Origin of the sequence: Pseudomonas sp. MWU12-2319 (assembly GCF_023242525.1) — a bacterium.
GTDB classification, from domain to species: domain Bacteria; phylum Pseudomonadota; class Gammaproteobacteria; order Pseudomonadales; family Pseudomonadaceae; genus Aquipseudomonas; species Aquipseudomonas gingeri_D.
On sequence record NZ_JALJES010000029.1, the window covers coordinates 38,595 to 56,728 of the forward strand.

Here is an 18,134-nt window from a genome sequence, read left to right on the forward strand (position 1 = left end):
GCGTCTGTAGGAACCTACTGTTACAATGCGACCTCTGCGAATTTCCAGTCCTCATACTGATCAGGAGCACACGGTGCCCGTCGTTTTCGTCGCTGCTTCCAAACTGCCAACCCCCTTTGCGACCTTCACCATGAATGGCTTTCTCGAAGAAGCCACCGGTCGTGAACACGTCGTGCTGACCCTCGGGGATGTGGCGGATGGCGCACCGGTTCTTGGCCGTGTGCATTCCGAATGCCTGACCGGCGATGCCTTGTTCAGCCAGCGCTGCGATTGCGGGTCCCAGCTGGAGGCGGCCCTGCGGGCCATTGCCCTCGAAGGTCGTGGCGTCTTGCTCTACCTGCGCCAGGAAGGACGCGGCATCGGCCTGATGAACAAGATCCGTGCCTATGAGTTGCAGGACGGTGGCGCCGACACGGTCGAGGCCAACGAGCGCCTGGGCTTTGCCGCCGACCAGCGTGACTATTCCATCTGTCGGCCGATGCTCGAACACCTGGGCATCAAGTCCCTGCGCCTGATGACCAACAACCCGCGCAAGGTCAAGGCCTTGACCGAGATGGGCATCACCGTGGCCGAGCGCGTGCCGCTGCAGACCGGACAGAACCCGCACAACAAACTCTACCTGGCGACCAAGGCCGGCAAGCTCGGCCATATGATGGGCAACGAGCACCAGAGCGAGGCCGACCCGGCGTGACCCGTGGTCAGGTGAAGCGTCGGCTGTCGGTGGGCTGGTGGAAACAGCTGGTGCTGAGTGTGTTGCCGCTGTTTGTCGCCAACTGGCTTTTTGGTCAGGCCGATCCCTTGCTGCCGGTGTTGGCGATGCCGTTTTTCATTGCCGGCGTGGCCTCGATGTTTGTCAGCTTGCGGTTTTTCGGGGCTTACAAGCGCTCGTTGATCGCGACGCAGGCGGCGCTGGATAGCCCGGAAGAGCCCGCGGCCTGGATCGAGCTGGCCAGCGTGCGGCGCAAAGCCCTGGTGGTGGCCGCCTTGCCGACCTGGATCGGGACCCTGGCAGTGTTCGTCGGGCTGGAAGCCGTGCCGTTGATGTTGCTGGTGTTATCCAGCGTGGTGCTGTTCTACCTCTATCGCATTCCGCGCCAACTCGGCTGATGCTTCGCTGGCGGGTGGCTGCTCTCGAGCCATTAGCAGGCACACATCAGCCGCTCTTCTGCCAATACTCCTACTTGATACTCAGAGGCGTCCGTCAATACGCTTTGAGAAGGTTTCCCTAAAATTCTTCTGCTCAAGCCTTGAGCTCTGTTTGCATGCAGACAGTCATTGAGTTTGATCAGGAGGGAAACCATGCGTCTGATATTGGCGGGAGTGGCTGCGATATTGACACTCAGTGGTTGTTTAGGCGGTATCTCGACGTTGCTCGACTTCGGCGATCATCCGGTTACGAGCAAGGCAGCCCAAGGTAGTACCGTCAGCAAACAAGACATGCTGGCAATACAAAACCCCTCGCAGATCACGGCTATTCGGGGTGGAACCGCGCAATGCTTTGACTACGACCTGCAAAATGAAAGTGGCAAGCGCCAACCGCTCTATGTCGGCTTCACGTCAACGGGTTTCGTCAATGCCTATGGTTTTTCCACTTGCGGGGACGCCATTCGCGCGGGCTATCTCAACTCGGACGGCCCGATGAAGCGCAATAACTGACGTTGGCTTGAGACCTGTACCCAGCGAGGCAGGCTCTCGCTGGGTATGAGTCAAAGATTCAAAAGCTGCATGCGTTCGCTGACCGATGCTTCGATCCCCGCCACATCCAACCCGCACTCCGCCAGCATCTGCGCCGGCTTCGCATGCTCGACGTACGCATCCGGCAGACCCAGGTGCAGGATCGGCTTGAGCAGGTTGTCACGCGCCAGGAACTCGCTGACTGCCGCACCGGCACCGCCCATGATGGCGTTTTCCTCGATGGTCACCAGCAACTCATGGCTGCCGGCAATCTCGCGTACCAGGGCTTCATCCAGGGGTTTGACGAAGCGCATGTCGACCACGGTCGCATCGAGCTTCTCGGCGACGATCAGCGCTTCGGTCAACTGCACGCCAAACACCAGCAAGGCCACTTTGCTGCCCCGACGGCGAACCACACCCTTGCCGATCTCGATCGGTTCCAGGTCTTTCTCGATGGTCGCGTTCGGTCCGGTGCCACGCGGGTAACGCACTGCCGCCGGACCGTTGTACAGGTGGCCGGTGGTCAGCATCTTGCGCAGTTCGTTCTCGTCACTCGGCGTCATCACCAGCATGCCGGGGATGCAGCGCAGGTACGACAGGTCGAAACTGCCGGCGTGGGTCGGGCCGTCTTCGCCCACCAACCCGGCGCGGTCGATGGCGAACAGCACGTCGAGGTTCTGCACCGCGACGTCATGCACCAACTGGTCGTAACCGCGTTGCAGGAAGGTGGAGTAGATCGCCACCACCGGCTTGGCGCCTTCGCAGGCCATGCCGGCGGCGAAAGTTACCGCATGCTGCTCGGCAATCGCCACGTCGAAGTAGCGCAGCGGGAAACGCTCGCTGAAGGCCACCAGATCGGAGCCTTCCTTCATTGCCGGGGTAATGCCCACCAGGCGCGGGTCGGCGGCGGCCATGTCGCACAGCCATTCGCCAAACACGCCGGAGTATTTCGGTCCGCTGGCCTTCTTCGGCGCGGCGGCCGGGGCGTCCAGGGGTTCGAGCTTGGTGATCGCGTGGTAACCGATCGGGTCGACTTCCGCCGGGGCGAAACCCTTGCCCTTCTTGGTCACCACATGCAGGAACTGCGGGCCCTTGAGGTCACGCATATTGCGCAGGGTGGCGATCAGGGTCGGCAGGTCATGGCCGTCGATCGGGCCGATATAGTTCCAGCCCAGCTCTTCGAACAGGGTGCCGGGGACCAGCATGCCCTTGGCGTATTCTTCGGTACGACGGGCGATTTCCCAGGCACCGGGCAGGCGCGACAGCACTTTCTTGCTGCCTTCGCGCATGCTCGCGTAGGTGCGGCTGGAGAGGATCTTCGCCAGGTAGTTCGACAGACCACCGACATTGCGCGAAATCGACATGTCGTTGTCGTTGAGGATCACCAGCATATTGGCGTCGACTTCCGGCGCGTGGTTCAGCGCCTCGAAGGCCATGCCGGCGGTCAGCGCGCCATCACCGATCACGGCGATGGCCTTGCGATCACTGTTCTGCAGGCGAGCGGCGATGGCCATGCCCAGGGCGGCGCTGATGGAAGTGCTGGAGTGACCGACGCCAAAGGTGTCGTACTCGCTCTCCGAGCGGCGCGGAAAGGCGGCCAGGCCGCCTTTCTGACGCAGGGTGTGCATGCGCTCGCGCCGACCGGTGAGGATCTTGTGCGGATACGCCTGATGACCCACGTCCCACACCAGCCGGTCGTCCGGGGTGTCGAAGACATAGTGCAACGCGATGGTCAGTTCGATCACGCCGAGGCCGGCACCGAAGTGCCCGCCGGTCTGGCCGACCGAATAGAGCAATTCCTGGCGCAGTTCATCGGCCAGGGTTTCCAGCTCGGCTTCACCTAACCGGCGCAGGCCGGCCGGCGTGTCGGCACGGTCCAGCAGGGGCGTGGTCGGGCGCTTGCGGGGAATCTCATGGAACGTCGTGGGCATCAGGCGAATCGTTATAGGTATAGAAGAGGCGGCAGTTTACCTGATGCATCGCACGCTGCCCACGCGGAGCGTCGAAGTTGGCCGATATGCGGCCTTGGGCGCGGCGTTTGGCTCAGCTGCGACGTTCGACGATATAACGGGCCAGCTCTCTCAACGGCTCGGCGCACGCGTCAAACGGTCGCAGGGCGTGCAGCGCCTGGTCGCGCAGTTCCAGGGCGTAGGCCTTGGCCGCGTCCAGTCCGAGCAGGGCCGGGTAGGTCGGTTTGTCGCGGGCGATATCGGCGCCCTGGCGTTTGCCGAGGGTGGCGGTGTCGCTTTCCACGTCGAGAATATCGTCCTGCACCTGGAAAGCCAGGCCGATGGCCTGGGCGTAGGCCTGCAGCGAGCGCAATTCGTCTTTTTGCGCCAGGCCGCTGGCCAGGGCGCCGAGCTTGACGCTGGCTTCGATCAGCGCGCCGGTCTTGTGCCGGTGCATGGTTTCCAGGGCTTTCTGGTCGAGCTTGAGACCCACCGCACCGAGGTCGATGGCCTGGCCACCGACCATGCCGGCCGGGCCGGCGGCCTGGGCCAGGGCGGTGACCATGTTCAGGCGGATCTCGGCGTTCAGGTCGCTCAGGCTCGGGTCGAGCAAGGCGCTGAAGGCCAGGCTTTGCAGGCCGTCGCCGGCAAGGATCGCGCAGGCTTCGTCGAAGGCCTTGTGGGTAGTCGGCTGGCCGCGACGCAGGTCGTCGTCGTCCATGGCCGGCAAATCGTCGTGGACCAGCGAGTAGGCGTGGATCAGCTCCACCGCGCAGGCCGCGCCGTTGGCCTGTTCCGGCTTGCCGCCGAGGGCTTCGCAGGCGGCGTAGGCCAGTAGCGGGCGGACGCGTTTGCCGCCATTCATCACGCTGTAGCGCATGGCTTCATAGAGACGGGCGAGTTCGGGACTGGGGGCGCTGAACAGGGTATCGAGTGCGGCGTTGACCCGGGCCTGGCTGCTGGCCTGATAAGCTTTGATCATTCTGCTTGTTCCGCGTCGAAGGGCTCTTCGGCCAGCTCGCCGTCGCGCTCGAGGAGGATCTGCACCTTCTGCTCGGCCTGGGCCAGGGCGCCCTGGCAGTCACGGGTCAGGCGGATGCCTTGTTCGAAGGCGGTCAGCGAGTCTTCCAACGACAATTCGCCGTTCTCCAGGCGTTCGACCAGGGTTTGCAGGTCGGCAAGGGATTGCTCGAAGTCCAGGGAAGCTTTTTTGCGGGCCATGGCGGCGATCTCGGTAGGCGTTGAACGGGCGCGACACTAGCAGACGGCGGGTTTAGGGGCAAATGCGAGGGTTTGGCAATCATGGGTCAAGTGTTGACCCGTGCTGGATGATTATCCTGATTTTCGACGAGGGGTATCCCGGTTTGTCCTGCTAGTCGGCACAAAGTTGTCTCTTTTATAGTAGTTCATCGATCAAGGATGAATGATCGATACGGACCTCCCTCTCGTCGCCTCCGATGTTCTCCTGCGCTTCTACCCATAAGGCTGTGATCCATGGCGTCTTCTTCCGCTCGTATTCCCGGTTCCGGTGTGTTGCTGCTGATTATCCTGGCCTGCCAGTTGATGATCGTGCTCGACGTCACCGTGCTCTATACCGCTTTGCCGCATATTCAGAAGGCCCTGGACCTGTCGCTTCCCGACCTGACCTGGGTGCAGAACGCCTACACCCTGGCTTTTGGCGGCATGATGCTGCTCGGCGCCCGGGCCGGCGATCTGTTGGGCCGGCGCCGGGTGTTCCTGGTGGCGGTGACGGTGTTCACCCTAGCCTCGTTGCTGGGCGGCCTGGCCCAGTCGGCCCATGAACTATTGATCGCCCGGGGCGTGCAGGGGATTGCCGCGGCATTTCTCGCGCCCTCGACCCTGGCGCTGATGATGACCCACTTCCCTCCGGGCCCGCAGCGACTGCGGGCCATCAGCTTCTACACCGCCGTGTCCGGTGGTGGTGGCGCGCTGGGGCTGGTACTCGGCGGGGTGCTGACCGACCTGCTGTCCTGGCGTTGGGTGATGTTTATCAACCTGCCGGTGGGCATTGCGCTGCTGGCCCTGGCTTGGCGCTATCTGAAGGAAACCGAACGGCATACTGGTCACTTCGATCTGGCGGGGGCGTTGACCGTTACCTTTGGCATGAGCGCGCTGGTCTACTGTTTCGTCCGGGCCGGTGCCCAGGGTTGGGATGACGCCCTGACCCTCGGCGCGCTGGCCTGCGCCCTGGTGTTGCTGAGCCTGTTTGTCTGGATTGAACGGCGCGCCGAACAACCGATCATGCCGCTGCACCTGTTTGCCAGTGCCGAGCGCTCGGGTGCCTATGTCAGCCGTATGCTGTTGGTGGGCGGGATGGTCGGCACCTACTTCTTCCTGATCCAGTATGTGCAGGAAGTGCTGGGCTACACCGCGCTCAAGGCCGGTGAGGCGTTTCTGGCGCTGACCCTGACCCAGTTCGCCATGTCGGTGTATGGCGTGAAATGGCTGGCGCGGTACATGAGTTCGGCGGTGATGCTGTTCTGCGGGCTGGCGACGGCGCTGGTGGGGATGGCATTGCTGACCGGGCTGGGCTCGGACGTGGCCTATTTTCCACATTTGATGCTGCCGTTGATCATCCTCGGGATCGGTTGCGGCGCGGCGTTCGTGCCGCTGACCAGCGCCGGGATCGCCGGGGTGGAACCACAGAATGCCGGGGCCGCGTCGGGCTTGGTTAATGTCGCGCATCAGGTCGGTGGTTCGCTGGGGACGGCGGTGATCGTGGCGATTGTCGGCATGGCGGCGCGCTTGTCGCCTGCTCCGGCGGGGCTGGATGCTGACGCCCAGGCGCGGTTTGCCTTGAGCCATGCGCTGTCCGTGGGCGCCACCAGTTCGGCGACGTTTTTCGGGCTGGCGCTGCTGGTGGTGCTCTTCACCTCGCGCCATGCCCGTCGGCGGGAGCGCATTCAGGCGGCTGACGCGGCGTCCTGAAGTCGTTCGGCGCCCGCGTCCAATTTGAGTGCCGACATGGGCTGATGCAGTCGCGATTGTAATAACACGACACAGGTGTATGATTGCTTAAAAGTACGGCATTGCCGTATTTTTTTCGCCCATGCATACGATCATTGAAACTGAAGTATTCAAACGTTGCGCTGAGGCCATCTGGAATGACGGCGAGCGCCATGAGTTCATTACCTGGATCGCGGGCAACCCGCTGGCAGGTGATGTTGTTCCCGGCAGTGGAGGATTGCGCAAGATTCGCTGGTCTCGTACGGGGATGGGCAAGCAAGGCGGTACGCGGGTGATTTACTACAACAGGCTTGCCGACGGTTGTATTTGGTTGTTGATTGCCTATACGAAGGCCAAATTTGACAACCTGCCTGCCGCGTTTCTGAAGCAATTGAAGGAGGAACTCAGCGATGAGTGATGAACTGGAACAATTCCAGAAGGACTTGCTGGCCTCAGTCCGGCAAATGAAGGCGGGTAAAGCGGCGCGGGTCACCCGGGTGACATTGACCGCAGCTGCCGAGGCTCGGACAAAGGTCGGTTTGTCCCAGAGTGATTTCGCCAAGCTGCTGGGCGTCAGCCTGCGGACTTTGCAGGACTGGGAGCAGGGGCGTCGACAGCCCACGGGCGCGGCGCAAACGCTGCTGCGCGTTGCGAGCCAGCACCCGGAAGCGTTGCGTGATCTTCAAACGGCATGACTCTGAAAACGCTGCTGGGTATCCGCTATAGACCGTCCACCCTGACAGAGTTATCGGAGGCATCGCCTACCTGTTTCTTGTCGCTATAAAAGCTGTGAAGCGATCAGAGAATCTTGCCTGAATAGTGGCCTTTTGCCTTGTTTTTCGGCTCTTTTCGGCTCCAGAACGACGATCCAGACTCATTTGATGAGCCACCTCACAAATACCGCTTTGTCTCCATTGTCTAACAACCTTCGAATCGCTAACCTCTGCGGCTTCCCCTACCTGTCATCGACAGGTCTTCTCTGACCGATACCGTGTCGGGAGTGCGCTGTGGATCTTGCGCAGGGTTTTATAAAGCATGGCAAGGAGGCTGTTGATGCGCCGGTTTTTTCCCATCCTGATCGCCCTCTGGGCCACGACCGCCTGGGCCGAGCCCTCGGCCGAGCTTCAGGAGCCGACCGGCGGCTGGCGTTACGCAGGTCTCCTCGACCGCAAAGATGCGCCGCAGGTGGCCTACCCCACGCCGCCCATCGACCGTGGCATCCAGCGCAGCCGCACACCCATCGAAGGCCGGATCAATCCGCCCTCCGGCCCGCGTGAGCCCCATATCCTGTCGGTCAACGGCAACCCCCTGAATCTCTACACCGACGACGCCGGCCGCTTCGTCCGGCCCTATGCCTTCGGTGCCGGCTCAAACAGCGTCGAAGTCCGCAGCTCCACGGGCAAATCCCTCAAGCGCGTGCAGTTCTACGAAGCCAACAAGCAGATCACCCCGGCGCGTATCCGCGTGGTCCTTGGCTGGGACGACCCCAAGGCCGAACTCGACCTCCATATCATCACCCCCGACGGCCAGCACGCCTTCTACGCGCATCCCGCGTTGACCAATGGCGGCGGCCTCGACCCGGACGGCGTCGACGGCCCGGGCCCGGAAATGTTCACCATGACCGCACCGCTGCACGGCACCTACCTGATTTATGTGAACTACTGGGGCAACTACAGCGCCAGCGACGGCTATAACTTTACCGAGCGCGCCAATCAGAACGAGGTCATCACCTCGCAGATCAACCTGGTGCTCAACGAAAACACCGTCGATGAAAAGCGCGAGAGCTTCACCGTGCCCCTGCGAGCCATCGGCGACCTGCTGCTGGTCAAGACCTTCAACTATTGAACATCCCGCTCCACGGATGAATGGGCTTTGCAAACATGAGCGATAACACAGCTTCCCCGGACACCGCTGTACCGGCTGCCCCTCAACCTACCGGCTCGCGCCGTTGGCTGGGCCTTGTGCTCGGGCTTTGCGTGGCCGGTACGGTGGCGGGCGGCCTGGGCTGGTTTTTCCACCACAAGCCGGCCGCCCCGGCGCCGGAACTGGCCCTGGAAAAGCTCGGCGTCAGTCGCCCGGATGCGCTGCTGGAAACCGCGTCGCTGAGCCAGTTGCCCAAGGACCTGCTCAGCGTGCCGTTCCTGCGCGACACCCTGACCGAGGATTTCGTTTTCTACTACGAAACCCACGGCGACCGTCTCGGCCTGATCGGCAGTCTGCGGCGGATCATCTACGAGCATGACCTCAAGCTGCAGGACAACCTGATCGAGCAACTCTTCGACCAGCCGGCGGATATCGCCCTGTGGCGCGGTGCCGATGGTCGGCTCAAGGACTTCCTGCTGGTGATGGACCGCGGCGGCCTGGCCAAACTGCTTGAGCCCCTGGCCCATGTCGCCCTGGACGACACCCAACTGACCAAGGTCGGCGAAGTGAAAGTCGGCGGCGACAGCGTGCCGCTCTATCGCCTGGCCTACAACGCCAGCAAAGCCCTGTTGTTCGCCTCCCGTGGCGACAAACTGGTGGTGCTGTCCAACCCGGACAGGCTCTATGAGCAAACCAGCGACGACAGCGAAGTGGCGCCGGGCGAGGTTTCGACCCAGGCCCTGGCGGCGTTGCTCAATGGCGACAAACTGTTCCCCGAAGCCTTCGGTCTCAAGCCCCGCGAAACGGTCGTGAAGCAGCGCATCTCGATTGCGTCCAGCGTCCTGGCCATGGGTTACCAGCGCTTTATCCCCAACTTCGCCGGCCTGCGCCTGGATATGGACGACAAGGGCTGGCACAGCTTTCTCGCCCTGGATGAGCAGGACAAAGCCGCCGACTTCGATTTCAAGCCGATCTGGCAAGCCATGCCGGTAGGCGCCAGCGCCTGCGTTGCCCTGCCACTGGCCGCCGAGCAGCAGCAACCGCTGCTGGTCAAGCTCGGCGCCGACGAGGCCACCGCGAAGAAACTCACCGAACACATGAGCGGTGCCGCCGGACTCTGCTGGTACGCCGACTCGCGCCTCTATACGCCGTTGCTGGTGGCCAACCTGACCAAGGACAACGACAGCCTCGACGCCGACCTGGGCAAACTCTTCGGCTCCATGGTCGGGAGCAAGGAAAGCAATGTCGACGGCGGTCTGTTCCCTATCGCTGAGCAACAGAAAGACGGCGTCCATGAGTGGAAGCGCCAGGTCAGTTCGAGCTTCGGCCAGTACGCCGCCAAGGAAGCCGAGAACCCCGACGCCATCACCGGCAAGGGTTTCTTCCGCGTAAGCCTGGCGCGACACGGTTCGACCTTGCTGTTCTCCCTGGACGACAAGCTGGTGGACAAGGCCCTCGGCACCCTCGACAAGCACTTCCCGCCGCTGGCCGACGTGCTGCCCAAGGATGTGCTGATGCCGGTCTACCTCGGCCCGGATTCCCTGGCGCAACTGATGCAACAGGAAACCCTCGACAGCCTGCCCCAGGACATGGAGCCCGTGTTCCGCAACGCCGCCCAGACCCACCTGATTCCCAAGCTGCAAAAGCTCGCCGGTTTCGGTAAGTATGCCCTGACCCTGCCGGAAGGCAGTGAGCCGGATGGCCACTGGCAGTGGTTGCCTTTGCAATGGCGTGCAATGTGATTCCTCTGTTCAAGAGGTTGGGCTTGCTGGCGGTACTACTGAACACCGCGTTCAGTGCGCCCGCGTTCGCCCTCGAAACACCGCCCCTGGATGTCGAGCAGTCCCAGGTGTTCCGCGCCTGGTTCGTGCGCATCGCCCAGGAGCAACTGACCCAGGGCCCGAGCCCGCGCTGGTACCAGCAGGACTGCGCCGGCCTGGTGCGCTTCGCCGCCAACGAAGCGCTGAAAACCCATGACGACAAATGGTTGCGGGCCAATGGCCTGTCCAACCGCTACCTGCCGCCCGAACTGGTCCTGAGCGAGGGCCAGCGCAACCTGGCCCAGCAATGGCAGCAGGGCGGCGGCAAGGTCGGGCCCTACGTCAATGCGATCAAGCTGATCCAGTTCAACAGCCAACTGGTCAGCCGCGACCTCAACCAGGCGCGGCCCGGTGACCTGCTGTTCTTCGACCAGGGCGACGACCAGCACCTGATGATCTGGATGGGCCGCAACATCGCCTATCACACCGGCACCACCACCCCCACCGATAACGGCATGCGCTCCGCCAGCGTGCAGCAACTCATGACATGGAAGGACACCCGATGGATACCCGATGCAACGAACCCCAACTTCATCGGCGTCTACCGGCTGAACTTCCTCTCTCGATGAACGGGTCTCCCATGAAGCGTCTGTTTTCCCGAATGGTTTTCGCCCTGGCCGTGCTGCTGCCGGTTGTCGCCGGCGCCGCCGATGATTCCGTGCCGCCGAGCAACTACACGCCGGTGTCCGGCGAGAGTTTCTTCCTGCTGGCCGACAGCAGCTTCGCCAGCGACGAGCAGGCCCTGGTCCGCCTCGAAGCACCGGGCCGCGACTACCGGCGTTTCCGCATGGAGCCCTACGGCGGCGCGGATATCCGCGTGTACCGCATCGACCAGCCGCTGGAATTCCTCAAGCGCCAGAAGAACCTGCACCGGGTGGTCAGTGACGGCCAGTTCAAGGGCGAAGGGCTGTCCAACACCCTGGCTTACCTGTGGGATAACTGGTACCGCAAATCCCGTCGGGTGATGCAGCGGGCGTTCTCCTACGAGTCGCGCAAGCAAGTGACCGAGGAAGTGCCGGAACTGAAAATGGGCCAGGCCATCGCTGCGCCGACCCCGTATGACAACCATCCGCAATATGCGCCACTGCCGGGCCTGCCGCTGGTCAGCCAGTTCCGCTACCCGCTGTGGGATGCCAAGCCGATCCAGCCGCCGAAGGGCGTCGACCTGGCCGGTTCCTCCAGCCAGTTCATCAGCGTCGCGCCTGGCAACGTCTATATCCCGCTGGGCAAACTCAAGCCGGGCCTGTACCTGGTGGAAGCGCTGATCGGCAAATACCGTGCGACCACCGTGGTGTTCGTCTCCAACACCGTGGCCGTGAGCAAGATTGCTGGCGACGAGTTGGTGGTGTGGGCCGCGCGCAAGCATGAAGGCAGCTCGGTGCCCAAGGTCAAAGTGCTGTGGACCGACGGCCTGGGCGTGATGAGCAGTGGCGAGACCGATGCCGATGGCCTGCTGCGCCTCAAGCACGTCAGCCCGGAGCGCTCGTTCATGATCGGCGAGGACGACGAAGGCGGTGTGTTCGTCTCCGAGAACTTCTACTACGACAGCGAAATCTACGACACCAAGCTCTACGCCTTCACCGACCGGCCGCTGTACCGGCCGGGTGATTGGGTATCGCTGAAGATCGTCGGCCGCGAATTCAAGAACGCCCGCGACTCGGTCAACCCGACCACCGCCCCGGTACGCGTCAGCGTGCTGGATGCCACTGGCACCACACTGCAGACCCTGGACTTGAACCTGGACGCCAAGTCCGGTACCCAAGGCCGCTTCCAACTGCCGGACAACGCTGTGGCCGGCGGTTACGAGTTGCGTTTCAACTACCGCGACCAGACCTACAGCAGCGCCTTCCGCGTCGCCGAGTACATCAAGCCGCACTTTGAAATCTCCATGGACCTGGCCAAGCAGGACTTCCGTACCGGCGAGCCGATCAAGGGCAAATTGCTGCTGCTCTACCCGGACGGCAAGCCAGTGGCCGATGCCCGTGTGCAACTGAGCCTGCGTGCCCAGCAACTGTCCATGGTCGACAACGAGCTGCAATACCTCGGGCAATTCCCGGTTGAACTGACCAGCGCCGAGCTGACCACCGACGACAAGGGCCAGGCCGTGCTTGACCTGCCGGCGGCGGAAAAACCGAGCCGCTACATGCTCACCGTATTCGCCAGCGATGGCGCGGCGTATCGGGTCAAGACCACCAAGGAAATCCTCATCGAGCGTGGCGCGGCGCGCTATCGCCTGTCGGCACCGCAGCGTTTCAGTGCAACCGGCGAGAAGGTCGCGTTCGGCTACGCCAGCGAATCCACCGTCGCTCAGCCAAACGCCGGCACGCCGAGCACCTATAGCTGGGTCCGCCTGGAAGACCAGTCCACCGGAGGCGGCAAACTTGGCGCCGCTGACAAAGGCTTCAGCGTCACCTTCGACCGTCCCGGCACTTACAACCTGTCGCTCAAGGACGATCACGAACGCATCCTCGGCGCCACCGGCCATTCGGTGACCGGCGATGGCGTGAAAGCCGTGCCCGGCACCGTGGAAATCCTTCTCGACAAACCCGAGTACCAGACCGGCGACGAAGCCCTGGCGCTGATCACCTTCCCGGAACCGGTCAGCGATGCGCTGCTGTCCCTGGAACGCGACAAGGTCGAGTCCACCGCATTGTTGTCCAAAGGCGGTGACTGGTTGCGCCTGGAAAAAATCAGCGACACCCAATACCGTGCGCGGATTCCGGTGAAGGACAACTACGCCCCCAACCTGACCTTCTCGGTGCTCTACACCAAGGGCGGCGAATACAGCTTCCAGAACGCCGGCCTCAAGGTCACCACGCCGCAGATCGATGTGGCCATCGCCACGGACAAGGACAGCTACCAACCGGGCGACACCGTCTCGGTGGACCTGACCACCCAGTTCGCCGGCAAGCCGATCCCGGCGCACCTGACCGTCAGCGTGGTGGATGAAATGATCTACGCGCTGCAACCGGAAGTGGCGCCGAGCATCGACCAGTTCTTCTACCACCCACGGCGCAACAACGTGCGCACCAGCGCCAGCCTGTCGTTTATCAGCTACGACGTGGCATTGCCGGGCAGCCCTGGCGCGCCGGGCAAGGCCAACCGCAGCGAGCGTGGCGTGAAAGTGCTGGAGCGGCCGCGTCGTGAAGACGTCGACACCGCCGCCTGGCAGCCGGAGCTGGTGACCGACGCCAACGGCAAGGTGCGTTTCACCTTCCGCATGCCGGACTCCCTGACCCGCTGGCGCATCACCGCCCGGGCCATTGCTGATGCCGGGCAGGTGGGGCAGAAGAACCAGTTCATCCGTTCCGACAAACCGCTGTACCTGAAATGGAGCGGCCCGACCCACTTCCGCACTGGCGACCAGCCGAAGCTTGGCCTGTTCGCTTTCAGCCAGGCCGACAAACCGGTCAAGACCGAACTGGTGATTCGTTATGCTGGCCAGGAACAGCGCCTGCCGCTGTCCCTGAACAAAGGCATCAACTACATCCCGCTGCCGGCGACCCCATTGAGCAGTGGCGACTGGAGTGCCGAGCTGCAACAGGATGGCAAGCCCCAGGATGCCCTGGCGGTGCGCTTGAGTGCAGTGGGTGATGGCTGGCAAGTGACACAAAGCCAGAGCCTCAGCGTGGCCAGCGGCGACACCCCGCTGAACCTGCCGGCGGACGCCAGCGATATTCGCCTGCGCCTCGACGACAGCCCGCAAGCGCTGTTCCGCGCCAACCTCGATGATCTGCTCAGCTACCCCTATGGCGGCGTCGAACAGACCGCCAGCCAGTTGCTGCCGTTGAGCATCGCCTACCCGGCGCTGTCGGCCAACGCCCAGGTCCGCGACCGTCTGCGCCTGATCATGCAGAACAGCCGCCTGCGCCTGGTCTCGATGGCTGGCCCGGATGCCTGGTTTACCTGGTGGGGTGAAGATGTCACACCGGATGCTTTCCTGACCGGTTACGCCTATTACGCCGACTGGCATGCCAGCAAGGCGCTGGGTATCAGCTTGCCGCCGGATCACTGGCAGCGGGTGCTGGATGTCTACGGCAAACAGGCTTCGGTCACGCCGTTGCTGCAACGGGCGCTGGTACTGTCGTTCGCCAAGGACATGCAGTTGCCGGTGAGCACCCTGCTGAGCGGCCTGATGGACGAACTGGCGAAAGCCGGCGAGGGCGCCGACGCCAACCTGATGGACGATGGCCAGGACAGCGTGATCATGAGCGCACCGGATTCGGCCCTGGGCCTGGCCAGTGCGCGAGTGCTGACCGCAGCCCTGGCCCGCCAGAGCAAAGTTGCCTTGCCGGATGCCTTCAGCAAACAACTGCCCGCGGCGGAACAGCGCCTCGGTGCCAGCTCGCAACCGTTCGCCAGCGCCTTGAACCTGTCGATCAAACCGTTCAACGCCGACCTGGCCCAGGACCTGTTGCAGCGCCTGTTGCCGCAGCAATCGACCCTGGAACGCGCCCTGGCCCTGACCTGGCTGCAACGCAGCGTCGAGCAGACCTCGAAAATGGTCAACCTGATCCCGGGCGAAGGCTGGCAAGCGCGTCAGGGCGGTACCGGTGAAAACTACTGGCAATGGCAGGGCGCGGGTATCCCGAGCGTGCTGACCGTGAGCGGTGCACAGGAGCGTCCATTGCGGGCCAAACTGAGCTACCTCAGCCAGCAGAAAGTCCCGGACGACCTGCCGGTGCAGATCAAGCGCCGCCTGCTGGAACTGGTGCCGGGCGATGACGCCTACACCTTCAGCCTCAAGGCCGTGGGCGACAAACCGTTGTCCAGCGACAGTCTCTATCTGGACGAAGTGATCCTCACCACCAAGAGCCCCAAACCGCTGCGCTACGGCATGCTGGAAGTGCCGTTGCCGCCGGGTGCGGACGTTGAACGCACCACCTGGGGTGTCAACCTTGCCGGGTTGGCCGGTGCTGAAGCGACGCCGCTGGAGAAGGCGCACTTCGAACCGGGGCAGATGGCCTACGGTGTGCCGGTCAACAGCCTCAATGGTGAAGTACGTCTGCGCCACCTGATCCGCTTCTCGCAGAAGGGCCAGTTCAAGCTGCCGCCGGCGCGTTTCAGCCAGATCTATGCGCCAGAGCATCAGGCCCAGGAACAGAAGCCGGCCCTTGGGCAGATCACGGTCGAATGACATGACCCGCCCACTGGCCTGGTTACTGTTGTGCATCGTTCCTCTGCTGGCGACGGCAGAGGAAGCGCCCTTGCGCCTGGCCTGGAAAACCGCCGACGGTTATGAGCTGGTGCAGTTGAACACCACCCAGGTGCTCAACCGCGAGCCGTTGCCGGCGGATCTGCAAACGCCGCTGGGCAGCCTGTGGAAACTCTTCGTCTATGCCTGGTTGGTGGACACCAACCAGCAGGAGCCGGCCTACGATTGTCACGGTCAGGATCACGAGGAAGTCTATTGCTGCACCCCGGGCGGCAGCATTGCCCGGGATGCTGCGTTGGTCCGCTCCTGTGGTTTGTACTTTGATCCCAAGCGTTTGAAGATCGATGACGGCCAATGGCGCGGCTACTGGCAGGCACGTCAGGCGCCTAGTTGGCTACTGAGTTTCAACCAACTGCAACCGCAAACCCGAGTGCCCGTGGTGCAACTGCTGGAAGCGTTACGCACGCTGCCGGCTCAGGGGACTGCGCGCAAACTGCTGCTGGACGTGGTGCTCAATGCTGCTGACGGCCAGGCGGTGGGGCTGCTGGGCGGGCGTGTGCGGGTCAAGACCTGGAGCTGGCTCGGCGATCAGGATTCGCAGTCACGGCAGGGCGGTTTTGCCGGTTGGCTGGAAGACGGTACGCCGCTTTGGGTGGGTGGTCGCGGCACCAGCCAGATGGTGCTTCGACACTATTCGGATGTGCTGGGCGGCTTCTTGCCGTCGCCGTCGTCCGAGGATGCCGGGCGTTGCGTGCAGGTCGATCTGTTCTCTCGTTATCCGCTGAAAGGCGTCACCCGCGCCGACGGCCAAGCCGCTCCCAGCGGAGCCTTGCAAGGTCACTACCGGGTCGATTTCGCCAATGGCAATCAGTTGGAGATCGAAAGCGCGGGCGAACTCTTCCTGCTGCAGAACGCCGGTCAACCGCAACTGGTGGCCCGGCTGGATCGCGAGGAATACGTCGCCCGCGTTCTGCAACGCGAAGCCAAGACTGAACCGGTCGAAGCCGCCAAGGCCCTGGCCGTGGCGATTCGCACCTACCTGTTGCAGAACGCTGGCCGTAGTGGCGATTGTCTGAGCATTGACGACAGCAGCGGCCGTCAGCGTGTTGCACCACGTCCGGCCACTGCCGAAGCTCGGGGCATCGCGGCCTGGACCAGCGACCTGGTGCTGGCGGGCAGCCCGGTGACCTACCACTCGGATCAAGCCGGCCCGGACAAGCTGTCCTGGCAACAGGCAGTGGAACAGGCCAACGGCGGCGAGCGTTACGACCAGATTCTCCAGCACGCTTACCCACGTGCGAGTTTGAGCCGCTGGGACAACCCGGTGGCTTCGTGCGAGCCGTTGCCGGCAGCGCAGGAATGGCTGCTCAAACAGCGTCGCGTGTGGCGTCAGCGTCTGGACCAGGAAGTCGGCTATAACGAATTGAGCCAGTTTGCGGTCTGCCGGGTGTCCTACGGCCGGCCTTATGTCGACCGTGAACGCCAGCGCATCTACGTGCGAGGCGTACTGACCCAACAGGATCGCCTCGACCTGACCCATGAATACCTGCACCTGGCGTTCGAAGCTCATCCGAATGGCCAGGACGAAGATTACGTCGAAGGGCTTGCCCGTCACCTGTTACTGGAATAGGCCATGAAATTGCGCATCTCCACCGTAATCCTGTTCCTCAGCGCCCTGGTTGTGCTGAACGTGGCCCATGCCGACAGCGGCATCCAGCTCGACACCCCCAAGGGCGGCTGGCACGCCGGCTCACCGGACGGCGAACACTTCCGCCAGACCGTCAACTACCCGGCCTCGTCGGTCAATACCCCGGCGGGCCAGGCGGATACGGCGCGGATCATGGGCCAGATCAAGGGCGCGCCGAAGAGCGCCAGGGTGCCAGGGAACCTGATCATCAATGGCGTGAGCATGCCGTTGAAGATCGATGAGTCGGGGAATTTTGATCGGCCGTTTTCGTTTCCCACTGGGAGCAACAGCGTTGAAGTACGTAGCCCGGATGGGCAGCAGCGTAAGCGCGTGCAGTTTCTGAATGTGGGCGGTGGTGCTACGCCGGCCAAGTTGCGGATTTTGTTGTCGTGGGACACCGACGGCACTGACCTGGACCTGCATGTGGTGACGCCGGATGGCGCGCATATCTGGTACGGCGATCGGGTCGCTCCGAATGGTGCGGCGTTGGATGTGGATGTGACCACGGGTTACGGCCCGGAGATCTTCTCCATGCCCGCACCGATCAAGGGCCAGTACCTGATCTATGTGAACTACTTCGGTGGCGGTTATCGCAGTGACGATGACGAGAGCGGCGGGCAGGAAAATGCCGTGCAGCCTCTGACCACGGCGAAGGTCACGGTGATTACGGAGGAGGGGACGGTGAACGAGAAGATGGAGTCGTTCATTGTGCCGATGCGAGCACCGGGGGAGCTGACGTTGGCGAGGCGGTTTAGTTATCCCTGAGAATGCCCAGGTCCTGGCCTAACGTGTCGCTGTTTTGCGGTTTTGACGACACGTGGTGAGGATATGTCGCTGACGGCGACATGAGGGAGGAACGTGTCGCTGAAATCAAGTTTTGGCGACATGTTCTGATGATATGTCGCTGGCGACGACATGACCCAATAACGTGTCGCCCTAATTGAGTTTCAGCGACACGAGAGGGGTAAGGCATCGAAAAATCGCCATGGAAATGGGTCCAACAAGCTATTGGGCAATTT

The 18,134-nt window shown here is 62.8% G+C and carries 15 protein-coding genes; 12 read left to right on the plus strand and 3 right to left on the minus strand.

Going from position 1 to position 18,134, the window contains the following annotated elements:
* The first annotated feature begins 73 nt into the window (after positions 1-73).
* The 3 genes from ribA (at position 74) to M5C01_RS30950 (ending at position 1,656) form a co-directional block, all read left to right on the plus strand.
* Entirely contained in the window at positions 74-691 is a 618-nt protein-coding gene (gene ribA / locus M5C01_RS30940) for a GTP cyclohydrolase II (RefSeq protein ID WP_177101683.1), read from the plus strand.
* On the plus strand, positions 688-1,107 hold the full coding sequence (locus M5C01_RS30945) for an MFS transporter (RefSeq protein WP_178130029.1): 420 nt from the start codon (positions 688-690) through the stop codon (positions 1,105-1,107). The genes ribA and M5C01_RS30945 overlap by 4 nt, the downstream gene beginning before the upstream one ends.
* Positions 1,108-1,299: 192 nt before the next feature.
* Positions 1,300-1,656 carry a transcriptional regulator gene (locus M5C01_RS30950; protein WP_103497111.1) on the plus strand — a complete coding sequence of 119 codons (357 nt, stop codon included), beginning with the start codon at positions 1,300-1,302 and terminating at the stop codon, positions 1,654-1,656.
* A 50-nt stretch (positions 1,657-1,706) separates the two neighbouring features.
* Here the strand turns inward: M5C01_RS30950 and dxs are convergent, their stop codons facing one another.
* From dxs to M5C01_RS30965, 3 genes are all read right to left on the minus strand, one after another.
* Complete coding sequence (gene dxs, locus M5C01_RS30955; RefSeq protein ID WP_152742128.1) at positions 1,707-3,605, minus strand: 1-deoxy-D-xylulose-5-phosphate synthase; 1,899 nt, start codon at positions 3,603-3,605, stop codon at positions 1,707-1,709.
* A gap of 112 nt (positions 3,606-3,717) precedes the next feature.
* A complete protein-coding gene (ispA, locus tag M5C01_RS30960) occupies positions 3,718-4,605 on the minus strand; it encodes a (2E,6E)-farnesyl diphosphate synthase (RefSeq protein WP_152742127.1) in 888 nt (295 codons plus the stop codon).
* Positions 4,602-4,844: an exodeoxyribonuclease VII small subunit gene (locus M5C01_RS30965; protein WP_100944400.1), complete on the minus strand. Its 243-nt coding sequence runs from the start codon at positions 4,842-4,844 to the stop codon at positions 4,602-4,604. The genes ispA and M5C01_RS30965 overlap by 4 nt, the downstream gene beginning before the upstream one ends.
* A gap of 273 nt (positions 4,845-5,117) precedes the next feature.
* Between M5C01_RS30965 and M5C01_RS30970 the strand changes: the two genes are divergently transcribed.
* The 9 genes from M5C01_RS30970 to M5C01_RS31010 all read left to right on the plus strand — a co-directional run bounded on the left by M5C01_RS30970 (position 5,118) and on the right by M5C01_RS31010 (position 17,880).
* A complete protein-coding gene (locus M5C01_RS30970) occupies positions 5,118-6,572 on the plus strand; it encodes an MFS transporter (RefSeq protein ID WP_152742126.1) in 1,455 nt (484 codons plus the stop codon).
* 121 nt (positions 6,573-6,693) lie between these two features.
* Complete coding sequence (locus M5C01_RS30975) at positions 6,694-7,008, plus strand: transcriptional regulator (protein WP_152742125.1); 315 nt, start codon at positions 6,694-6,696, stop codon at positions 7,006-7,008.
* On the plus strand, positions 7,001-7,285 hold the full coding sequence (locus M5C01_RS30980; RefSeq protein WP_100944403.1) for a helix-turn-helix domain-containing protein: 285 nt from the start codon (positions 7,001-7,003) through the stop codon (positions 7,283-7,285). Before M5C01_RS30975 ends, M5C01_RS30980 begins: the two co-directional genes overlap by 8 nt.
* Before the next feature lie 358 nt (positions 7,286-7,643).
* Complete coding sequence (locus M5C01_RS30985; protein WP_100944404.1) at positions 7,644-8,435, plus strand: DUF2135 domain-containing protein; 792 nt, start codon at positions 7,644-7,646, stop codon at positions 8,433-8,435.
* A 35-nt stretch (positions 8,436-8,470) separates the two neighbouring features.
* Positions 8,471-10,195 carry a DUF2138 domain-containing protein gene (locus M5C01_RS30990; RefSeq protein ID WP_152742124.1) on the plus strand — a complete coding sequence of 575 codons (1,725 nt, stop codon included), beginning with the start codon at positions 8,471-8,473 and terminating at the stop codon, positions 10,193-10,195.
* On the plus strand, positions 10,192-10,842 hold the full coding sequence (locus M5C01_RS30995) for a DUF1175 family protein (protein WP_177101671.1): 651 nt from the start codon (positions 10,192-10,194) through the stop codon (positions 10,840-10,842). The genes M5C01_RS30990 and M5C01_RS30995 overlap by 4 nt, the downstream gene beginning before the upstream one ends.
* Entirely contained in the window at positions 10,839-15,410 is a 4,572-nt protein-coding gene (locus tag M5C01_RS31000; RefSeq protein WP_152742122.1) for an alpha-2-macroglobulin, read from the plus strand. Before M5C01_RS30995 ends, M5C01_RS31000 begins: the two co-directional genes overlap by 4 nt.
* A gap of 1 nt (position 15,411) precedes the next feature.
* Positions 15,412-17,058, plus strand: coding sequence for a DUF2300 domain-containing protein (locus tag M5C01_RS31005; protein ID WP_152742121.1), 1,647 nt, complete (start codon positions 15,412-15,414; stop codon positions 17,056-17,058).
* A gap of 3 nt (positions 17,059-17,061) precedes the next feature.
* A complete protein-coding gene (locus M5C01_RS31010; RefSeq protein WP_152742120.1) occupies positions 17,062-17,880 on the plus strand; it encodes a DUF2135 domain-containing protein in 819 nt (272 codons plus the stop codon).
* The last annotated feature ends 254 nt before the right edge of the window (positions 17,881-18,134 follow it).